Here is a 20,696-nt window from a genome sequence, read left to right as displayed (position 1 = left end):
ACAATATTAAAGCCCAGTAGAAACGGCTTTTAAGCCTCTTTCTTGAATCAAATTTTCTCTAACTTTCAAGTTGCGGTACAAGGCAATCGGATTCAATGCACCACCTGCACGAAGGCGAGCTTCGGCTACCAAAGCACGAACATCAGTACGGAAAGCATTTTGCAAAATTTCCTGACAACGTACTACGTCGTTTTCTTCTTGAGCAATTTCTAAAGCTTTTTTATCCACAGACAATGCCTGAGCGTAAGCCGTCATAATGGCTTCAACCGATTGTAACAAATCTTCTAATGGGTCTTTTACGTTGTGCGAAGCATCAATCATCCAACCTAAATCTGTGGCGTGATTCATTCCTCTGGCATCCATACCTTCTACCAATTCGTTGAAGATTAAGAATAATTGGTAAGGTTTTAATGCACCAGCCGTTAAATCGTCATCGCCATATTTAGAATCATTGAAGTGGAAACCACCCAATTTACCTTCCATTAATAACAATGAAACGATTTGCTCGATATTGGCATTTGGTAAATGGTGACCTAAATCAACCAAAGTAAAGGCTTTGTCACCTAATTTTTTTACGTAAGAATACGACTGTCCCCAATCTCCCACCGTAGTTGAATAGAAATTAGGTTCAGCACATTTATATTCTAAGAACAATTTCCAGTTATCAGGTAAAGCTGCGTAGATTTCCTCCAAACTTTCCAAGGTATTTTGGTAAGCTTTACGGAAATTTAATTGACCCGGAAAACAAGAACCATCCGATAACCAAACTGTTAGCGATTCAGAACCTAATTCAATTCCTTGTTTGATTACTTCAATGTTATGCTCAATCGCTTGTTTACGAATGGCTTTATTTACATTTTGAAGTGAACCAAATTTATACGAATGGGCTTGGTTGGGTTGGTCTTGGAAAGTATTCGAGTTTACGGCATCGAATTTCAAACCGTGCTGTGCCGCTAATACTTTAATGGCTTGTGGATTCTGAGGAATATCCCAAGGAATATGTAATGAAATAGCACCACTTGCTTGGTTTAATGAATGAAGTAAACCTACATCTTCAATTTTTTCTTCCAAACTTCTTGGCTCTCCGCCGCCAGAAAAACGACCGAAACGAGTTCCGCCTGTACCTAAAGCCCAAGAAGGAATTGCGATTTGGAAATCAACTAATTTTTGAATGATACTTTCAGCATTTTCTACTTCGGAAAGAGTAAATGCTAATTTACGCTGATGCCCCGCAAGTACATCTTCGTTATGTGATTGGATTTTATATTTTTCGAGTTGCATTGGAGAGGAAAAAGTATTAAAAAGATTTTATTGATGTACGATAGTTTATGAATGAATATATGATGTCTGATATATGAAGTATGATATTTTTGTACTAAATCATACTTCATACATCAAACATCATAAATTATCTATAAAAGCCCATTGCTACACCGCCATCTACGTTCAAGGCATTTCCAGTTGATTTATTTAATAAACCACCTACAAAAGCAAAACAAGCATTAGCAATATCGTCTGGAAGAATGATTTCGTTCAATAAAGTACGTTTTGCGTAATAAGCTGGTAATTCTTCGACCGTGATTCCGTAAGCTTTCGCACGACCTTCAGCCCATCCGCCTGCCCAGATATTTGAATCTGAAATTACTGCATCTGGATTTACGGTGTTTACTCTGATTTTGTCGCCGCCTAATTCTGCCGCCATCAAACGAGTTAAATGTGCTTGGGCCGCTTTCGCAGAACCATATCCCGGATTGTTCGGGCCGGCTACTACGGCATTTTTAGAAACAATATTCACGATGTCGCCACCTAAATTTTGTTTACGCATCATTGCCACTCCTACTTGTGAAACCAAGAATTGACCTTTTACTAAAATATCATATAATCTATCCCACTCTTCGATAGAATGTTCGGCAATAGATTTTGAAATACTGATACCCGCATTGTTTACTACGATGTCAACACCACCGAAAGCCAAGGCTGCTTCGTCAAAAGCTAAAGCGATTGAAGTAGCGTCTGTCACATTCAATAAAGTAGAAGAAACAGCGTCTTTTCCGAATTTTCCGATAAATTCAGCTTTTGCACCGTCTAAACGTTCTTGGTTGATGTCGTTGATTACTACGCAAGCACCTTCTTCTGCAAATTTCTTAGCAATTGCCTTACCAATACCACCAGCCGAACCAGTGATTAAGGTGATTCTACCAGAAAGTGCTTTTGGCTTTGGCATACGTTGTAATTTTGCTTCTTCCAACAACCAATATTCAATATCAAATGCTTCCTGACGTGGCAATGAAGTATATTCTGAAACTGCTTCAGCACCTTTCATTACGTTTACGGCGTTGATATAATATTCAGATGCCAAACGTGCTGTTGTTTTATCTTTTGAGAAAGTAAACATTCCTACGCCCGGATAAAGAATTACCACAGGGTTAGGGTCACGCATGGCTGGCGAATTGTCTCTTTTGCAAGTATTGTAGTACTCGGTGTACATCGCACGGTAAGCTTCAAAAGCAGGTTCTAATTTTGCTTTGATAGCCGAAACGTCTGTTAAATCTTCGTTGGGTTCTAATTCAAGTACCAAAGGAGAGATTTTTGTACGCAAGAAATGGTCTGGACAAGAAGTACCAAGTGGAGCTAATTTTGCTAAGTCGTTTGAATTAGTAAATTCCAATACACGAGCATCATCGGTAAAATGTCCAATCATATTACGATATGAAGAGCAGAAACCACGTAAGATTGGAGCGATTGAAGCCGCTTGTTTTTTACGGTCAGCTTCTGGAAGACTTTCAATTTTTTGTCCACCGAAAACTGGTGCTTTTTTACCATAATTTGCTTCTAAGTATTCAGCACATTTTTCGATTACCTCTAAAGTATTAATATAAGAATCGAAAGAAGTATCGCCCCAAGTAAACAAACCATGAGAACCCAACATGATACCTTTTAATTTGATACCACGAGAAGCTGCTTCTTCTAAACATTCACGCAATTGAAGACCCAAGTCGAAGCCCGGACGTTGCCAGCCTACCCAACCGATTTCTCCGTTGAATAATTCTTCTGTAATTTGCTTGCCGTCTTTTGCTGCTGCGATGGCAATCGCTGCGTCGGGGTGCAAGTGGTCGATATGAGCGAAAGGTAAAAATCCATGAAGAGGAGTATCAATAGAAGGAGCTTTAGAAGCCAAATCGAAGATACAGTGGTTGAATAATTCTACCATTTCGTCTTCAAATTCAATGCCACGATACACATTTTCTAAAGCACGAAGTCTGTCAACATATAATGCTGCACAACCAGATTTTTTCAAAGTACCGATGTCACCTCCCGAACCTTTAATCCACATTACATCAGTTTGTTTTCCTGTTAATGGGTCTTTGTCCTGAATTTTCACAGAAGTGTTTCCACCACCATAGTTGGTTAAACGGAGGTCTGCTCCTAAAAGGTTTGAGCGATAAATAAATAAAGCTACTTCGTCGCCTGCTAATTCGGCAGCTTTGGCTTCGTCCCAAAGATAGCTGACGTGTTTGAATGTCTTGGTTGCCATTTTTTTATAAAAAATATAATAATTAATGTTTAGCAAAACTAAAATGTGCGATAGCCTAAACCGTCCTGTACTATCATGCGGAATAAAAAAGGAAGAATAATCATTTTTTTATTCTAAAATAAGAGGGCATTCACAAGCCCAAAAGCTTATGAATGAAGTAGTTTTGGCTCAAAAATTTAGACTTCTTTTTCTTTGTTAATCTCTGAGAGACAATCAATTGTGAATATTTTAAGAAAATTTCAAAAAAATAAATGAAAAAAGTATCATGATTTAAGTATAATTACTCTAATCAATGGATTTGAAAGTATTTAGCAAGAGCTTTATAAGGTTGGTTTGGTGCTTTTTTTTAATTTTGGAGAATCTATTGCAAAGTAGCATTGTTATGAGAAATTTGTTTGCAAATTGTTGCAAACTTTTGTATTTTTTAGTGAAAAACCATAAATTTATCGCTAAAAACAAGTTCTTATAAATCATAAATAACCATTTATATAAAAAATTATGAGTAAAAGTATAAGTGCGGAGAAACTTCGATTGAACACCCGCAAAGACAACAAAGGTTGGAAAAAGTGGGGACCTTATCTTTCTGAACGTCAATGGGGAACTGTTCGTGAAGATTATTCGGCAAATCAAGATGCTTGGAATTCTGTGACACATGATATGGCTCGTTCTGTTGCATATCGCTGGGGAGAAGAAGGTATTGGGGGAATTTCAGATAATAAATCACATATTTGTTTTGCTTTAGCTTTTTGGAATCATAACGACCATATATTAAAAGAAAGACTTTTTGGATTAACGGGGAGTGAATCAAATCACGGAGAAGACGTAAAAGAATTATATTATTACCTCGACTCCACTCCTACGCATTCTTACATGAAGATGCTCTATAAGTATCCGATAAATTCTTTCCCTTATGAGCAAATCGTTTCCGAAAGTAGAAAAAGAAGTCGTTTAGAACCAGAATATGAAATCCTCGATACGGGTATTTTTGATAATAATGAGTACTTCGATATTTTCATCGAATATGCCAAAGGTGACGAGCAGGATATTTTGATTAAAATCACGGCTCATAACAGAAGTAAAAAGGCAGCACCAATTACCATTTTACCAACTATTTGGTTTAGAAATACTTGGAGTTGGGGTTATGAAAAATACAATTATAAACCCATTATGACGGGCGTTGCTAAAAAAGCAATCGACATCGACAACAAAAATATTGGTCATTATAAATTGTATTGTGAAAATGCCCAAGAATTACTTTTCTGTGAAAACGAAACCAATTTTGAAAGACTTTATCGTGTAGGCAACGCTTCTCCGTACTGCAAAGACGGTATCAACGACTATATCGTTAGTGGCAAAAGCAATGCTGTAAATCCCAATAATATTGGTACAAAAGCTTCGGCTCGTTATACAAAAACAGTTAAGGCTGGCGATAGCGTAACGGTTCGTCTTCGTTTGGTTGACCATTCGATTCTTGAACCTTTCGGTGGTTTTGAAGATACTTTGGATAAACGTATCCGTGAAGGAAATCAGTTTTATGAAGAAGTTCAGCAAGATGTTTCTGACCCAGAATTATTGAAAATTCAGCGTCAGGCCTATGCCGGAATGTTGTGGACAAAACAATGGTATTACTACAACATTAACGAATGGATTAAAGGCGACCCAGCCATGCCTAAGCCTTCTGATTATAGAAAGTATGGACGAAATTCGGGTTGGCGACACATGTACGCTGCCAACATTTTATCGATGCCTGATAAATGGGAGTATCCTTGGTTTGCCGCTTGGGACTTAGCTTTCCATACTTTGCCACTTGCCAGAGTGGACCCGGATTTTGCGAAACGTCAATTAGCCGTTGTACTTCGTGAGTATTATATGCACCCGAATGGGCAAATTCCTGCTTACGAATGGTCGTTCTCGGATGTGAATCCACCCGTACACGCTTGGGCAACTTGGAAAGTGTATGAGATTGACAAAGAAATGAATGGTAAAGGCGACATCGCCTTTTTGGAGAGAATTTTCCATAAATTATTACTCAACTTTACTTGGTGGGTAAACCTAAAAGATGAAGGAGGTAACAATATCTTTGGTGGTGGATTCTTAGGAATGGATAACATCGGGGTATTCGACCGCTCGGCTACTTTACCTACGGGTGGTCGTTTGGAACAAGCCGATGGTACTGGCTGGATGGCAATGTATAGCTTGAATATGCTTAGAATTGCCGTTGAAATTGCCATTGAGCGTCCTGTTTATCAAGATATGGCTTCAAAATTCTTTGAACACTTCTTGCATATTGCAGGAGCGATGCAATCGTTGGGTGGTGACGAAATCAGCCTTTGGGATGAAGAAGACCAATTCTATTACGATATGCTTCACTTGCCAAATAACAATAGTATGTTATTGAAAATCAGGTCGATGGTTGGTTTAATTCCGCTTTTTGCAGTGGAAGTACTTACCCCAGAAATGCTTGAAAAGCTTCCTGATTTCAGACGTAGAGTAGAATGGGTTTTGGCAAACCGCCCCGACTTGGCAAGCTTAATTTCACGTTGGTACGAATCTGGAAAAGGTGAAAACAGATTATTAGCCATCTTGAGAGGACACCGTATGAAAATGATTATGAAACGAATGTTTGATGAAACTGAATTCCTTTCTGATTTTGGTATTCGTTCGCTTTCAAAATATCATTTAGAGCATCCGTATCAGTTTAGAGTAAACAACGATGTACTTCGTGTTGATTATACCCCAGCAGAATCTACGGGAAGTATGTTTGGTGGTAACTCTAACTGGCGTGGGCCAATTTGGTTTCCGATGAACTTCTTGTTGATTGACTCTTTGTTGAAATTCCAGTCATATTACGGCAACGACTATGAAGTGGAATACCCAACTAATTCAGGCAACATGGTAAGTATCAAAGATGCCGCTTTGAGTATTTCTCAACGTTTGATAAACTTGTTTACAGAAGACAAAGATGGCAGACGACCTATGTATGAGAATTACGAAAAAATGCAAAGCGACCCTTACTTTAAAGATTTAATTCTTTTCAACGAGTATTTCCACGGTGATACTGGTAAAGGTCTTGGAGCTGCCCACCAAACAGGCTGGACGGGCTTGGTAGCTGAGCTAATCTTAACAGTTTCTCGTGCTCAGAAAGGTGTTTTGAAAGATAATTTTTAGAATAAATGTAAATTAAAAACCACCCCAAAATCAGGTTTTGGGGTGGTTTTTAATTTACAAAATCCCCTTAGTCTGTTCAGCTACAACAGCGATACCTTCTTCAAAACTTACTGGATTGTAACCTAAAACCGAAATGGCTTTATCTAAAATAAAACCTGTTCTTGGCGGACGTTTGGCGGGCTGGGTGAAATTACTTGAATTGGCTTCGCTGATTAATGATTTATCTAAATGGAAAAAATCGGCTGTTTTTATTGCCATTTCATAAGGCGTTAAAAAGTCTTTTCCCGAAATATGAAAAATACCTTCGGCTTCTTTTTCGGTCATTAGCCAACAACCTTTGGCTAAATCTTCTGCCAAAGTTGGTGTGCGAAATTGGTCGGTTACTACTTTGATATTTTTGCCTTCTTCCAATGATTTTTTTACCCACAAAATAATATTACTTCGGCTCATGTCTGAAACGATGCCATAAACCAACACGGTTCTGGCAATACTCCAACGGCATTTTGAACGCTTCACTACTTCTTCGGCTGCGTACTTTGTCCAACCATAATAACTTACTGGACTCGGTTGTGCTTCTTCTGAATATGGCCCAGCCGCACCGTCGAAAACAAAGTCTGTTGAAAGATGACAAAAGTAAATATCCTGTTTTTCGCAGGCTTCTGTCAAATACTCTACTGCTTTTACGTTCATTGCCCAGCATAAATCTTTTTCAAATTCACATTGGTCAACGTTGGTCATGGCGGCGGTGTGAATGATAGCGTTTGGTTTTACTTTTTCGATTACTTCTGATACTTGTTCAGGATTGGTAATGTCCATTTCTTGATATTCGTAGCCTTCAGTAAAAGGCAAACGGTTTTTGCCACGAGCCGTCGCTATCAATGTTATATCGCTGTGATTTGCCAATAAATAAACTAATTTTTGACCTAACAATCCATTTGAGCCAGTGATAAGTATTTTCTTTTTCGACATATTTTTCTAAGTAAATTTGTTCCAATACAGAAGTATTTGTTCTGCTTGCAATTTAAGCTTTCTTTGCATACAATCGAAGAAAATAGCAGGCTGTCATAAATCTTCGATGATTCCAGTCGCCGAAAACAAGAAAGTTTTAAATCTATCCTTAAATTTGTTGGTCAATTTTATAAATTAAGAAGAGCTTTGTCTAAAAATATTGCCATTTTCGCTTCTGGTTCTGGTTCAAATGCCGAACGCATCGTTGAATACTTTTCTGGTTCAGAAGAGATTAACGTAAAATTATTTCTTTGTAATAACCCCGAAGCAGGTGTTATCCAAAGAGCCGAACGCCTCAATATTCCTTTGGTGATGTTCAATCGCCAAGCTTTTAAGTCGGGCGAAGTAGTAAAAATTCTCCAAGAAAATCAGATTGATTGGGTGATTTTAGCAGGTTTTTTATGGCTTGTACCACAAAATATGGTTGAGGCTTTTCCGAATAAAATTATCAATATTCACCCTGCTCTTTTGCCAAAATTTGGCGGAAAAGGAATGTACGGGCATTTTGTACACGAAACCGTGGTTGCCAATAAGGAAACTGAATCGGGTATCACGATTCATTATGTGAACGAAAATTATGACGAAGGTGCTATCATTTTTCAAGCTTCGTACCCAGTTTTACCAAGCGATACGCCCGAAGATGTCGCTAAAAAAGGACAAGTATTAGAACATAAACATTTCCCAGAAGTAATTGAAAAAGTGATTTTGGGATAAAATAAAAAGGCATCTGATTTGAGAATACTCAAACCAGATGCCTTTTTTAACAATAACAGTTGATTACTTTTTATTAGAATCTACCACCAATCTTTTATCACGATTAGCAATATCCCAAGCTAAATAGAAAACCAATCTTGCTCTTTTTTCCATTTTTTCAAATTCAATTTTTTCAATATCATCTGTCGGCTGATGATAGTCGTCGTGAACGCCATTGAAGAAAAATGCTACTGGAATATTGTTTTTGGCAAAATTGTAATGGTCTGAACGATAATAAAAACGGTTAGGGTCGTTGGGGTCATTGTATTTAAAATCCAAATCCATTGCCGTATGTTTTTCGTTTTGGTCTAACAAAGCTGCGTGCAATTCAGACGATAATTTATCCGAACCGATTACATAAATATAATCGCCTTTGCCTTCGTGGTCTTTGTCAGTTCTTCCCACCATGTCGATATTCAAATCGCAAACCGTATTCGCCAGTGGGAAAACTGGGTGTTTTGAATAATATTCAGAACCCAAAAGTCCTTTTTCTTCGCCAGTTACGGTCATGAATAAAATACTTCTACGAGGTTTATTGCCCGATTTAGCGGCTTCGCCAAAGGCTTGAGCAACTTCTAATACCGAAACTGTTCCCGAACCGTCGTCGTCTGCACCATTATAAATTTTACCGTCATTTACGCCAACGTGGTCGTAATGCGAAGTAATAATTACCAATTCGTCTTTTTTGTCTGTTCCTTCCAAATAGCCCAACACGTTATAAGTATCAATTTTATCAACCGTTCTTTCGATTTTCAAAGCAATACTTTGTTTGGGTAATTGTCCAGCAACGCTCTTGCTAATGGCTTCACGCTTCAAAGCATCCAAACTTTCAAGGTTAGTATCTAAAAGTTCAGCCGCCATTTGTGGGCCAACCGTCAACACAGCAAAATCAGAACCTTGTGGGTCGCTTTGGTCGCCAAAACCGATACGAGCGTTACCAAAACGCTTAATCATTGTTTGGCGTTGCTTGATGATTTTGCTAAACTCATCAACGCTTTGCTTTGAAATTAAAATCAAAGCTTTTGCTCCTTTTGCTTTTGCTAAAGCCATTTTTTCTTTCCAAGCTTCGCCTTTACTCCATTTTGTCATTTCAGAAGAACCCGAAATCACATAATTTCCATCGGCTGAACGAGGTTCGCCTTCAAAAGCAATTACTACTTTACCCGTTGCGTCGATATTGGCATAGTCATTCAAGCTATTTTCTTCGATGCCGTAGCCTGCAAATACTGTTTCAAATTTCTCTTCTTTCAGCATTGGAGCAATCGCATTCGAGATAAAATCTGTCAAATACTTATACTCTTTGCCTCTGTTTTTCAGATAAAAATCGCCCCAACCACGTTTTACTAAATCTACTGGTTGAAGATGTGATTTTTCAGTACCTACTGGGCCTTTTAAACCGTATTTATCAAATTGTTTTGAAATATAAAGAGCCGCCACTTTTTGCTCGGGCGAACCAGTGTCTCTTCCTTTCAAGCTATCAGAAGCTATAAATGTTAGGTGTTTTTTTAGGTCTTCGGCAGTGATACTTTTGGCAAATTTGTCAGGATTTTTCTGAGCATTTACTTGCAAAGCTGTACTTCCCAAAAGCAACATACTGAGGGCAATGGTTTGTTTTTTCATAAAGGTTGATTTAATTTATTGATGTCACGAATTTAAGTAAATTATTTGGAAACTTACGTATGAATGCTGAATTGTGAATTGTGAGTTACGAATTTAAAACACTGATTTTCAAATAATTAAAACATTTTCAACGCTATGACAATTCTGCTCGACTACCTATTATAAGGTAAAATCTCAGAAAAAAATCAGTCTTTTATTAATACTTATCAAATATTGAAAAGTGAAAAAGTCTTTTTTGAAAACATGAATTAAAGTATTTCTTTAATTTCAATATTCTCAAAAAAGACTTTTCTGGTTTTTACTCTTCAAAATACTTTGTACTTATCGCCAACCTCCGCCTAATGCTTTATAGATATTCACAACGGCATTGTACTGGCGTTTTTTTACATTTATCAATTCAATACGAGCCTGCAATGCGTTGGCTTGCGTCAGTAATACTTCTAAATAAGTAGCACGACCTGTTTTGAACAAATCAACCGAAGTACTAATAGATTCCGTTAAAACCACCACCTCTTTGCTTTTCAAATCCTGAATTTGTTCAAGGTTTTTGATATTTGCCATTTGGTTATATACTTCGGAGTAGGCATTCATTATCGTTTTTTGATAATTATACAAAGCCTCAATTTGTATAGCATTTGCCGTAGCAAACTCTGTTTTCAATGCCGTTCTGTTGATAACTGGAGCGGTAAGTCCGCCCAAAACATTGTAGGCAATCGACTGTGGCGAGAAAACAAAAGCAGGATTGAACGTTTGAAAACCAACACCAGCACCAATATTTAAAGAAGGATTAAAAGCCATTTTTGCCGAATACACGTCTGCTCTGGCTGCTCTTAATTCATACTCTGCTTGTTTCACATCAGGGCGATTTCTCAGTAATTGAGCAGGAATCCCTACATGAATTTGGGCTGGCAAAGCTTTGGTAAACTGTAATTTATTTCGCTGGATGGGCTGTGGATACCTTCCCAACAAGAAATTCAATCGGTTTTCGCCTTCGATGATGTTTTGCAAAATCTCTACTTCTAAACTTCTTGTATTCAAAATACGAGATTCAAATTGCTTCACAGCCAGTTCGTTGGCATAACCTGCTTCTTTTTGGGCTTGAATGATTTGTAATTCATTCAATTGTAGATTTCTGGTTTCTTTGATAATGTCCAATTCGTTATCCATTGCCAAAAGGCTGTAATAATTAGCCGAAATTTCTGAAATCAAATTCGTAATCAACCAATTTTTACCTTCCACACTTGCCAAGTAACGAGCCAACGCCGCTTCTTTTTTACTTCTTAATTTTCCCCAAATATCTACTTCCCAAGAACTTTGAAGCCCTAAATAAATATCAGGAAGATTCTCAGGCATTTTTTGGTCTGAATTAATATTATTTGAAAAATTGGTGTCGTAGTTACCAACGCCATCCATTGTATATTTTCCAAATTTTTGTACTCCTAACGAAGTACCAGCCGTTACCATAGGTTTGCCTAATATTTTGGCATAATTGAGTTGGTTCTGAGCCATCTCAATTCTCTGTAAAGTCATCAACAAATCTATATTGTTGGTCAGTGCCGTATCAATCAGTCCGATTAATGTTTCATCTGTAAAATAGCTCTTCCAATTCACGACGGCATCGTTGGTGGAATCTTTTTTACTCTGAAAACTCTCTGGCAAAGCTTTCAAGGAAGGTTGCTGAAAATTTTGTAGCGGTTTACAGTGAGTAAACAGTCCAAAAATCAACATTCCTAAAGCAAGTATTTGATGTTTTGTTTTAAGCATCATATTATTTTAAATATTTTTTAAGAAAAACACTTCGACGAAAGTCTATCAATGTACAGGCGACACCGAAGCCTTTTTCTCTTTTTTCTGTGCTAAAGAAGCAAAAACAAAGTATAAGCCGGGAATCAATACAACGCCAAAGACCGTCCCGAAGAGCATTCCTCCTGCGGCGGCTGTACCGATGGTTCTGTTTCCGATTGCTCCTGCTCCAGTGGCAATCATCAAAGGAATAAGTCCTGCAATAAAGGCAAAGGAAGTCATCAAAATCGGACGAAGTCTGGAAACTGCACCTTCAATGGCGGCTTCAAATGGCGTAATACCTTCTTTTTGTTTCATAATGGCAAACTCTACAATCAAAATCGCATTTTTCCCTAAAAGCCCAATCAACATGACTAAGGCAACTTGTGCATAAATGTTGTTTTGTAAACCTAATGTCCAGAGTAAGAAGAATGCTCCGAAAATACCTGTTGGTAAAGACAAGATTACAGGAATTGGCAAAATGAAGCTTTCGTATTGTGCTGATAATAAAAGATAAACGAATGTAAGACAGATGATAAAAATATAAATCGCTTGATTTCCCGATAAAATTTCATCTCTTGTCATCCCCGACCAGTCGTAAGTATAGCCTTTAGGTAATTTGGTAGCCGCTACTTCTTTGATGGCTTCAATGGCTTTTCCACTACTATAACCTTCGGCTGGCTCGCCATTCACCATTGCCGAAGTGTACATATTGTAGCGTGTGAGTTGTTCAGGGCCATAAACACGTTCTACTTTGATAAATGCCGAGTAAGGTACCATTTCACCTTGGTCATTTTTTACGTACATTCTTAGAATATCATCAGGCTGGGCTCTGTACTTAGGTAAAGCCTGCACCATTACTTTATACATTTGTCCAAAACGAATAAAGTTAGTGGCGTAATAACTACCGATTAATGACTGGAGGTTATCCATCGCATTGTCAATCGTAACGCCTTTTTGAGCAGCCTTGTCGTTATCCACATTGATTAAATACTGTGGAAAGTTGGCATCAAAACTGGTGAAGGCATTGGCAATTTCAGGACGTTTATTGAGTTCATTCACAAAATCCTTGGTTACTTTTTGGAGTTTCTGTAAATCTCCGCTTCCTGATTTGTCTTGTACTCTTAGTTCAAAACCACTGGCATTTCCATAACCGGGAACTGCTGGCGGTGGGAAAAACTGAATACTGGCATCTTTGATTTTCTTGGTTTTTTCTGTCAGAATATCCACTACTTCATCAACCGATTCTTTACGGTGTTCCCATGGTTTTAGGTTAATCATACCCATACCGAAAGAAGCACCCGAACCGTCTGTAAGAAGACTAAAACCTGCCAAAGTAGAAATAGACTCTACGGCATCTGTTGCATTGGCAGCTTTCTGGATTTCGTCCATTACGGCTTCGGTTCTTTCAATAGTAGAACCCGTTGGCGTAGTTACGTTGGCATACACTGTTCCTTGGTCTTCCGTCGGAATAAAACCCGATGGCAAGAAAATATTCACACCATAAGTAGCCACAATAAAGAAAATCAACATCGAAAAGGTTACTACTTTTCTATTCACAATTACCCGAAGTACTTTTCTATATCTTTCAGAAACAGCATCATACTTTTGGTTAAATTGGTCGAAAAAGCGGTCTAATAAATTCTTATTTTTTGCTTTCCCATGATTATCTTTTAGAATAATTGCACATAAAGCAGGCGTAAGTGTAAGGGCATTGACGGCGGAAATGACAATGGCGATTGCCATCGTAATTGAAAACTGCCGATAAAAAACCCCAACTGGCCCCGACAAAAAGGCTACTGGAATAAATACGGAAGTCATTACCAAAGTAATTGCCAAAATAGCACCGCTGATTTCATTGATTGAGGCAATAGTCGCCTCTTTGGGTCCTAAATGTTCGGCTTCCATTTTGGCGTGTACGGCTTCCACTACTACGATGGCATCATCTACCACAATACCAATCGCCAATACCAAGGCAAAAAGTGTAAGGATATTGATGGAGAAACCAAAAACCTGCATAAAAAAGAAAGTACCTACCAAAGAAACTGGTACGGCAATGGCAGGAATAAGCGTAGAGCGGAAATCTTGCAAGAAAAGAAACACTACTAAAGCCACCAAAATAAAGGCTTCAATCAAGGTTTTGATTACTTCGTGAATTGAAGCATCCAAGAATCTTGATACGTCGTAACTAATGGTATAATCCATGCCGGGCGGGAACGAAGTAGCTTTTAGTTCAGCCATTCTTTTTTTCACATTGCTGATAACCGTACTTGCGTTTGAACCCGGTCTTTGTTTCATAATAATTGCCGCCGAAGGTCGTCCGTTTTCTTTAGAAAGTACGTCGTAATCTAAAGACCCAAATTCAATGTCAGCAATCTCTTTCAAACGAAGTATTTCACCCGTAGCATTTGCCTTAATGATGATATTTTCATACTGAGAAATCTGTGTAAATTTCCCTGTATATCTGAGTACGTACTGCAAAGACTGAGCTTTTCTACCCGAACTTTCACCAATTTTTCCGGGAGCGGCTTCTACGTTTTGGCTTTTTAAGGCTTTTACTACATCATCTGCCGAAACATTATAGGCAATCATTCTATCGGGTTTCAACCACACACGCATAGAGTACTCTCGTTGCCCCATAATATCCGCAAAACCTACCCCATCAATCCTTTTTAATTCTGCTAAAATGTTGATGTCGGTAAAGTTGTAAAGGAATTTTTCATCCGCAGTGGTATCGTTCGTCATGATGTTTAAGTACATCAACATACTGTTTACCTCTTTTTCGGTTGAAACCCCTGCTTTGATTACCTCTTCGGGTAATTCATCTAATACAGTCGAAACCCTGTTTTGCACGTTTACTGCCGCAATGTCGGGGTCTGTGCCTACTTGAAAATAGATTTGGATGATACTCGTTCCGTCATTTCCCGAAACCGAGGTCATATAAGTCATGCCTGATACTCCGTTGATGGCACGTTCTAAGGGTGTTACTACGGCTTTGGCACATACTTCGGCGTTTGCACCTGTATATTTTGTAGTTACGGTAACGGCTGGAGGAACAATATCAGGGAATTGTGTCACGGGTAATTGTGTTACCGCCAATACGCCTAAAAAGACGATAATCAACGAAATCACAATCGACAACACGGGTCTATTGATGAATTTTGAAAACATATTGCTTATTTTTTTAAAATCTTTAAAAGACAAATTACTTACTTCTCAACTCTGTGATGATTTTATCCATCGCTACCATCTCTGGGATGATTGTCATGCCGTCTTTTAGATTTTGAATACCTTCATAAATAATTTTATCGCTCGTCGATACACCTGATTCTATAATAAACAAGTGTGGGATTCGTAGTTTGGGAACGACATTTCTGGTTTGAATTTTATTGTTTTTGTCCACTACAAAAACATATACTTTATCTTGAATTTCAAAAGTTGATTTTTGTGGAATCACCAAAGCATTTTTTACATGATTATTGATTCTCACTTTACCGCTTGAGCCATGTTTTAAGATTCTCTCTGGATTGGCAAATCTTGCTCTGAAAGCGATACTTCCTGTATTTTTATCAAATTCTCCTTCGATTGTTTCGATATTTCCTTTGTAATCGTGCGTTTCGTTATTAGCCAAAATCAAAGACACTTCACTTTTAGCTGATTCACGAATGGTTTTTGCAAAATCTAAATACTCTTTTTCTGATACGTTGAAGTACGCAAACACTTCTTTGGTATCTGAGATGGTTGTTAATAAAGTGCCTTCATCAATTAAACTCCCGATTTTATTCGGAATTCTGTCAACGATACCGTCAAATGGAGCTTTGATTTCGGTAAAAGATAATTTCAATTTGGCACTGGTTTCGTGCGATTGAGCTTCTTCGATTTTAGCATTCAAAGCATCTAATTTTGCTTTTGCCATTTCAAACTCAGTTTTCGACACTACATTTTTTTCTACCAATAATTTTACGTTTTGTAAATTCAGCTCGGCAGCTTTTGCTTCGGCAATAGCACTTTTCAGCATCGCCTTCGCTTTTAGGATTTCTTCTTTATATTCTTGATTGCTGATACAAAATAGTATTTGTCCCTTTTGTACAAATTTTCCTTCATCAACAAGGATTTTGTCGATATACCCTTTTACTCTTGCTCTGATTTCTACGTTTTTTATCGCATGAATATCCGAGACATAGTCATTATTATAGTCTGTATCAATTACGATAGGGTTTGTTGTCGGAAAGCTCTCTTTTTTGTCTTCGCTTTCTTTATTCGATGAACAAGCCGCTAATTGTAAACAAGTGATAATTGTGCTGAGAAATACAAATACTTTTTTCATTATATGAATGATTAAGTGAAATTGATTGGTTAGGCTTCAACTTTGGGACAAACAAGCAAAGTAGAAGCAATAGATAGATTTAGGTTTTCAACATATCGAATGGAAAAGCCAACACAATATAGGGAAACCCATTTTTGATGAGATTCATTACAACAAACAGTCCGACTGAACAATACTCAATACTATTTTTACTCTATCGAAATGACAGAATAGCAATATCGGCGTCGTTTCTTGAATTAAAGAAGTGCCTGATTGAGAATGTTTTTGGATTGTATTAAGCCGATAAATAAGAAAAATCGGGAGGAGGTGAATGTAATTGAATAATTACATCAAGATAAAACGGATTGAGGAAATGATTAAAAGTGGTTTTTTGTTGCATTATTTCTTCATCAAATTGAGAAGATTCAGGCGTATTCAAAAAACCAACTAAGTATGCTGAACGGTTACGTTTTGCCGTTTTACTTTTTTTCTGAACAATTTCATCTTCTTCCTCTTCATCTAATTCAGAGTCGTCAAAACCAAGAAATAAATTTCCTAATGGAAAAAAGCGAGTGTGTTTTTGAAAGTCTTTTAGCGTTTTGTAGCGTCTGGAAACATTATCTGCATTTTGGCATGACAGACCGATTACCTTGCTTACTTTTCGGGTAGAAAGTACCGAAACAACAGGTTTATGAACGCTACCTTCAACAATAAAAAAACTTGGATTAGTACAATTTTTGTTTGCAGATGTCGGATTTGTTTTGATAAGTAGAAAAATCAAAAATGTGCATTTAATGCAAAAAAGGATATGTTTTAAAGCTATTTCCACAAAAAGTACAAATTCCTATTTAACAAAAATACAATTTTTATCGTAAACACAAAATTTATTTGCTGTTTTTTAGATAAACGAATAAAATTCAGATATGTTTAAGAATTCTTGATAGATAAAGTAACTATTAAATAAGTACAAAATAAAAAGAGGTCTTTTACTTGACCTCCTCGTAATCTATATATTCACCTCCATCAAAATTTTCGGTACTTTTACCTTTTTTAGGAGGAATAAAATCTACATCTATTTGCCCTTCTCTTTTGCGTGTAGATTGATAATTGGCTTGCTGTTGTTGCTGAAAATCTTGTTGTGCTTTATTGAACTGCGAAACAACAAAACCTCTTAATGCCCATTTCAACAAGCGTGGAAAAATAAATAAGATAAGAAAAATGATAAGCAGTATTTTTAACATTTTATTCGATGATTTAATTATCAACTAAAACAAAGCTTTCAAAATTAGAAAAACAGATACTCGATTGTATAAGTAATGATTATAACTTAATTAACGTTTTTATTTTCATAAATAGCTAATAATTAAAAATTTGAAAAGCTAATCACCAATCACCATTTACTAATCACCACTTAAAACCAAGTTTTTGTTTGTTGCCCTATTTTATCAAGCAAATATATTTCATAGATTTTATGAATTGATAACGCCAAATTTACAAATTAGTTTTTGGTAGCTAAGTAATTTTTGTGAAGTTTTTATAAGTGGTGACTTTCGAGGATAAAAAAACTCCTTTGGTTTTCAAAGGAGTTTTTAGGTATTTTAAATCTATCTTAGTTTCAAGGTTACTACCGACACTACTACTAACAAAATGCAGATAATCCAGAAACGAGTAACCAGTTTGGCTTCGTGATATCCTTTTTTCTGAAAGTGATGGTGCAATGGCGACATCAGGAAGATTCTTCGCCCTTCGCCAAACTTTTTCTTTGTGTATTTGAAGTAACTCACTTGCATAATTACTGATACCAATTCTATCAAGAAAATACCACACAAAACAGGAATCAGCAATTCTTTACGAATTACAATTGCCAAAGTAGCAATTACTCCGCCCAACATCAAACTGCCTGTATCGCCCATAAATACTTGTGCTGGGAATGAATTGTACCACAAAAACCCAATACAAGCACCCACAAAGGCGGCACAAAAGACGGCCAATTCCCCAGAATTAGGAATAAACATTACATTTAAGTACTGCGAGAATACTTTGTTACCAGAAACATAAGCCAAAATAGCTAAACCGATACCGATAATCATCGAAGTTCCTGCTGCCAAGCCGTCGATACCGTCTGTGATATTTGCTCCATTTGAAACGGCTGTAATGATAAAAATCACAGCAATTACATATACCACCCAAGTATATTGGTCTAAACCTAAGAAATCAGGAATTAGATAGCTATAATCAAATTGGTTATTTTTTAAAAAAGGTACAGTTGAAATCAGTGCTTTTGAATCTGTAAATTGCTGAACAGCTCCAATATTTGAGGCAATTTTAGCTTTTTCATAAAAGCGTACTTTGATGTCGTCGTTGAACCACATCGTAAGCCCAACGATTAATCCCAAACCGATTTGCCCAACAATCTTGAATTTTCCTGAAAGTCCTTCTTTGTTTTTCTTGAATACTTTGATATAATCGTCTAAAAAACCTACACCACCCAACCAAACGGCCGTTACTAATAATAAAATGATGTAAATATTATGCAGCTTGGCAAAAAGCAAAGTTGGTACAATCAGCGACAAAAGAATGATAAAACCACCCATTGTAGGTGTTCCTTTCTTTTGCATTTGTCCTTCCAAGCCTAAATCTCTGATGTCTTCGCCAATTTGTAGCTTTCGGAGTTGGTTGATAACAGCTTTACCCCAAATAGCAGCGATTCCCAAAGAAGTAATTACCGCCGCAAAAGCACGAAAGGTAATATATTGAAACAAACCTGCACCCGGGAAGTTGAAGTGTTTATCCAAATAATCAAATAAGTAATAAAGCATGACAAGTTGGTTAGAATGATGATTGGAAATTTATTTTCTATTTTAGATAAAAAATCCTTTTCTCGAAAAACGAAACGCAAATTTAGTAATGTTAATTTAGTTTTCAAGAAATATCCTTTTTCCTATTTTAAAAGCTTCTTGAGTGACTATGCCTGTCCAAATGCTTCTTTCAGCACTAATCTATCGTCAAAATCATACTTTATTCCTTGTATTTCTTGGTAGGTTTCGTGTCCTTTGCCTGCTACCAAGATAATATCTCCAGCATTTGCCAAAGTATTTACGGCATACAAAATGGCTTCTTTGCGGTCTTCGATGGTCTTTGTTTTCTTGAAATCTATCGGAGGAACGCCCTTTTGCATTTGTGCCAAAATATCCATTGGGTCTTCTTTTCTTGGGTTATCGGAAGTAAGAATTACTTTATTCGATAAAGTACAGGCAATCTTCGCCATGATAGGGCGTTTGGTGGCATCTCTGTTTCCTCCACAACCTACTACGGTAATCACTTGCTGGTTGTCGCCTTTGATTTGATTGATGGTTTTCAATACATTTTCTAAAGCGTCTGGCGTATGGGCATAATCGACGATACCTACTTTTTGGTCTTTTACAGAAACAATTTGTTCAAATCGTCCGGGTGCGGTAAGAAGTCCAGACATTTGTACCAATACTTCGTCACGGTCTTCGCCCAAAAGAATGGCTGCTCCATAAATCGCCATTAAATTATAGGCATTGAAAGTACCAATAAGCTGAAAATGGATTTCTTTTCCATCTATTTCCATTTGCAAGCCATAAATACTATCTGAAACGATTCTGCCTTTTACGGTTGCTAAAGTTTCTAAAGAGTAGGTTTTGATACTTGCTTTAGTATTTTGAACCATTACTGCTCCACGGCGGTCGTCGATATTGACTAATGCGAAAGCTGTTTTGGGCAAAGCATCAAAAAAGCCTTTTTTGGCTTTGATATAATTATCGAATGTTCCGTGAAAATCGAGATGGTCGTGTGTAATATTCGAGAAAATACCTCCTGCAAAAGTCAATCCTGTAATTCTGTGCTGTACTACCGAATGTGAACTTACTTCCATAAAAGCATTGGTACAGCCTGCTTCAACCATTTCGGCTAAAAGTTTATTCAAGTTTACGGCATCTGGCGTAGTATGAGTTGAAGGAATTACTTCTTCGTCAATCTGATTTTGAACCGTTGAAATCAAACCACAACGATAACCTAATTGACGAAACAAACGAAATAGCAAAGTAACCGTTGTCGTTTTTCCGTTTGTACCCGTAATACCTACTAATTTTAATTTTTGCGATGGATGGTCATAAAAAGCAGATGCCAAATAGCCCAATGTTTCGGCTGCATTTTTTACTTGTAGATAGGTAACACTTTCAACAATATTTTCGGGAAGGTCTTCGCAAAGAATAGACTTTGCTCCCATTGCAATGGCTTTTTCGATAAAGGTATGTCCATCTACTTGTGTTCCTTTCAATGCCACAAACATAGAACCTTCTGTAACTGCACGAGAATCAATGATAATGGATGAAACCTCTACCTCGGCATTCCCAAGTAATGTATTTATTGTAATGTTTTTTAAAAGATTGGAGAGGACTTTCATGCTCAGTTGTTTATTAGGATTAATTTTATCGGCTTTAGGCTATTAAGCAGTAAGCTTGTAAAATAATGGAAATTTTAGAAAACTCAATAGCAAAG

At 37.1% G+C, this 20,696-nt stretch carries 13 protein-coding genes; 2 read left to right on the top strand and 11 right to left on the bottom strand.

Annotated elements, in window-relative coordinates:
• Positions 1-6: 6 nt before the first annotated feature.
• Both VB248_RS01480 and VB248_RS01475 read right to left on the bottom strand, forming a co-directional pair.
• Complete coding sequence (locus VB248_RS01480) at positions 7-1,281, bottom strand: TIM barrel protein (protein ID WP_323294950.1); 1,275 nt, start codon at positions 1,279-1,281, stop codon at positions 7-9.
• A gap of 127 nt (positions 1,282-1,408) precedes the next feature.
• Complete coding sequence (locus VB248_RS01475; protein WP_323294949.1) at positions 1,409-3,535, bottom strand: bifunctional aldolase/short-chain dehydrogenase; 2,127 nt, start codon at positions 3,533-3,535, stop codon at positions 1,409-1,411.
• A gap of 498 nt (positions 3,536-4,033) precedes the next feature.
• Here VB248_RS01475 and VB248_RS01470 point away from each other — a divergent pair, with 498 nt between their 5' ends.
• Positions 4,034-6,703: an MGH1-like glycoside hydrolase domain-containing protein gene (locus VB248_RS01470; protein WP_323294948.1), complete on the top strand. Its 2,670-nt coding sequence runs from the start codon at positions 4,034-4,036 to the stop codon at positions 6,701-6,703.
• 54 nt (positions 6,704-6,757) lie between these two features.
• On the opposite strand, the gene VB248_RS01465 is transcribed toward VB248_RS01470, so the two are convergent.
• Positions 6,758-7,672 carry an SDR family oxidoreductase gene (locus VB248_RS01465; RefSeq protein ID WP_323294947.1) on the bottom strand — a complete coding sequence of 305 codons (915 nt, stop codon included), beginning with the start codon at positions 7,670-7,672 and terminating at the stop codon, positions 6,758-6,760.
• Between the two features lie 186 nt (positions 7,673-7,858).
• On the opposite strand from VB248_RS01465, the gene purN reads away from it, so the two are divergent.
• The gene (gene purN, locus VB248_RS01460; protein ID WP_323294946.1) at positions 7,859-8,425 is read left to right on the top strand and encodes a phosphoribosylglycinamide formyltransferase; all 567 of its coding nucleotides are present in this window, start codon (positions 7,859-7,861) and stop codon (positions 8,423-8,425) included.
• Between the two features lie 63 nt (positions 8,426-8,488).
• Here purN and VB248_RS01455 read toward each other — a convergent pair whose 3' ends face one another.
• From VB248_RS01455 to VB248_RS01420, 8 genes are all read right to left on the bottom strand, one after another.
• The gene (locus VB248_RS01455; RefSeq protein WP_323294945.1) at positions 8,489-10,084 is read right to left on the bottom strand and encodes a M28 family peptidase; all 1,596 of its coding nucleotides are present in this window, start codon (positions 10,082-10,084) and stop codon (positions 8,489-8,491) included.
• A 321-nt stretch (positions 10,085-10,405) separates the two neighbouring features.
• Positions 10,406-11,851 carry a TolC family protein gene (locus tag VB248_RS01450; RefSeq protein ID WP_323294944.1) on the bottom strand — a complete coding sequence of 482 codons (1,446 nt, stop codon included), beginning with the start codon at positions 11,849-11,851 and terminating at the stop codon, positions 10,406-10,408.
• Positions 11,852-11,896: 45 nt separating this feature from the next.
• A complete protein-coding gene (locus tag VB248_RS01445) occupies positions 11,897-15,037 on the bottom strand; it encodes an efflux RND transporter permease subunit (protein ID WP_323294943.1) in 3,141 nt (1,046 codons plus the stop codon).
• Between the two features lie 34 nt (positions 15,038-15,071).
• Positions 15,072-16,193, bottom strand: coding sequence for an efflux RND transporter periplasmic adaptor subunit (locus VB248_RS01440; RefSeq protein ID WP_323294942.1), 1,122 nt, complete (start codon positions 16,191-16,193; stop codon positions 15,072-15,074).
• 274 nt (positions 16,194-16,467) lie between these two features.
• Positions 16,468-16,953: a hypothetical protein gene (locus VB248_RS01435; RefSeq protein WP_323294941.1), complete on the bottom strand. Its 486-nt coding sequence runs from the start codon at positions 16,951-16,953 to the stop codon at positions 16,468-16,470.
• Positions 16,954-17,158: 205 nt separating this feature from the next.
• On the bottom strand, positions 17,159-17,413 hold the full coding sequence (locus VB248_RS01430) for a DUF4834 family protein (RefSeq protein ID WP_323294940.1): 255 nt from the start codon (positions 17,411-17,413) through the stop codon (positions 17,159-17,161).
• A gap of 363 nt (positions 17,414-17,776) precedes the next feature.
• On the bottom strand, positions 17,777-18,991 hold the full coding sequence (mraY, locus tag VB248_RS01425) for a phospho-N-acetylmuramoyl-pentapeptide-transferase (RefSeq protein WP_323294939.1): 1,215 nt from the start codon (positions 18,989-18,991) through the stop codon (positions 17,777-17,779).
• Between the two features lie 146 nt (positions 18,992-19,137).
• Complete coding sequence (locus VB248_RS01420; protein ID WP_323294938.1) at positions 19,138-20,601, bottom strand: UDP-N-acetylmuramoyl-L-alanyl-D-glutamate--2,6-diaminopimelate ligase; 1,464 nt, start codon at positions 20,599-20,601, stop codon at positions 19,138-19,140.
• Positions 20,602-20,696: the final 95 nt, after the last annotated feature.

It is taken from the genome of Arcicella rigui, from assembly GCF_034929435.1.
Taxonomy (GTDB): Bacteria; Bacteroidota; Bacteroidia; order Cytophagales; family Spirosomataceae; genus Arcicella; species Arcicella rigui.
The sequence above is the reverse complement of the archived record's forward strand: the minus strand, read 5'-3'. Positions and strand labels throughout refer to the sequence as shown.

Bases quoted from the DNA above. Each gene is read 5' to 3' on its own strand.
- VB248_RS01470 (WP_323294948.1), top strand. From the start codon at position 4,034: ATGAGTAAAAGTATAAGTGCGGAGAAACTTCGATTGAACACCCGCAAA.
- VB248_RS01465 (WP_323294947.1), bottom strand. From the start codon at position 7,672: ATGTCGAAAAAGAAAATACTTATCACTGGCTCAAATGGATTGTTAGGT.
- VB248_RS01455 (WP_323294945.1), bottom strand. From the start codon at position 10,084: ATGAAAAAACAAACCATTGCCCTCAGTATGTTGCTTTTGGGAAGTACA.
- VB248_RS01475 (WP_323294949.1), bottom strand. From the start codon at position 3,535: ATGGCAACCAAGACATTCAAACACGTCAGCTATCTTTGGGACGAAGCC.
- VB248_RS01450 (WP_323294944.1), bottom strand. From the start codon at position 11,851: ATGATGCTTAAAACAAAACATCAAATACTTGCTTTAGGAATGTTGATT.
- VB248_RS01440 (WP_323294942.1), bottom strand. From the start codon at position 16,193: ATGAAAAAAGTATTTGTATTTCTCAGCACAATTATCACTTGTTTACAA.
- mraY (WP_323294939.1), bottom strand. From the start codon at position 18,991: ATGCTTTATTACTTATTTGATTATTTGGATAAACACTTCAACTTCCCG.
- VB248_RS01430 (WP_323294940.1), bottom strand. From the start codon at position 17,413: ATGTTAAAAATACTGCTTATCATTTTTCTTATCTTATTTATTTTTCCA.
- VB248_RS01445 (WP_323294943.1), bottom strand. From the start codon at position 15,037: ATGTTTTCAAAATTCATCAATAGACCCGTGTTGTCGATTGTGATTTCG.
- VB248_RS01480 (WP_323294950.1), bottom strand. From the start codon at position 1,281: ATGCAACTCGAAAAATATAAAATCCAATCACATAACGAAGATGTACTT.
- VB248_RS01420 (WP_323294938.1), bottom strand. From the start codon at position 20,601: ATGAAAGTCCTCTCCAATCTTTTAAAAAACATTACAATAAATACATTA.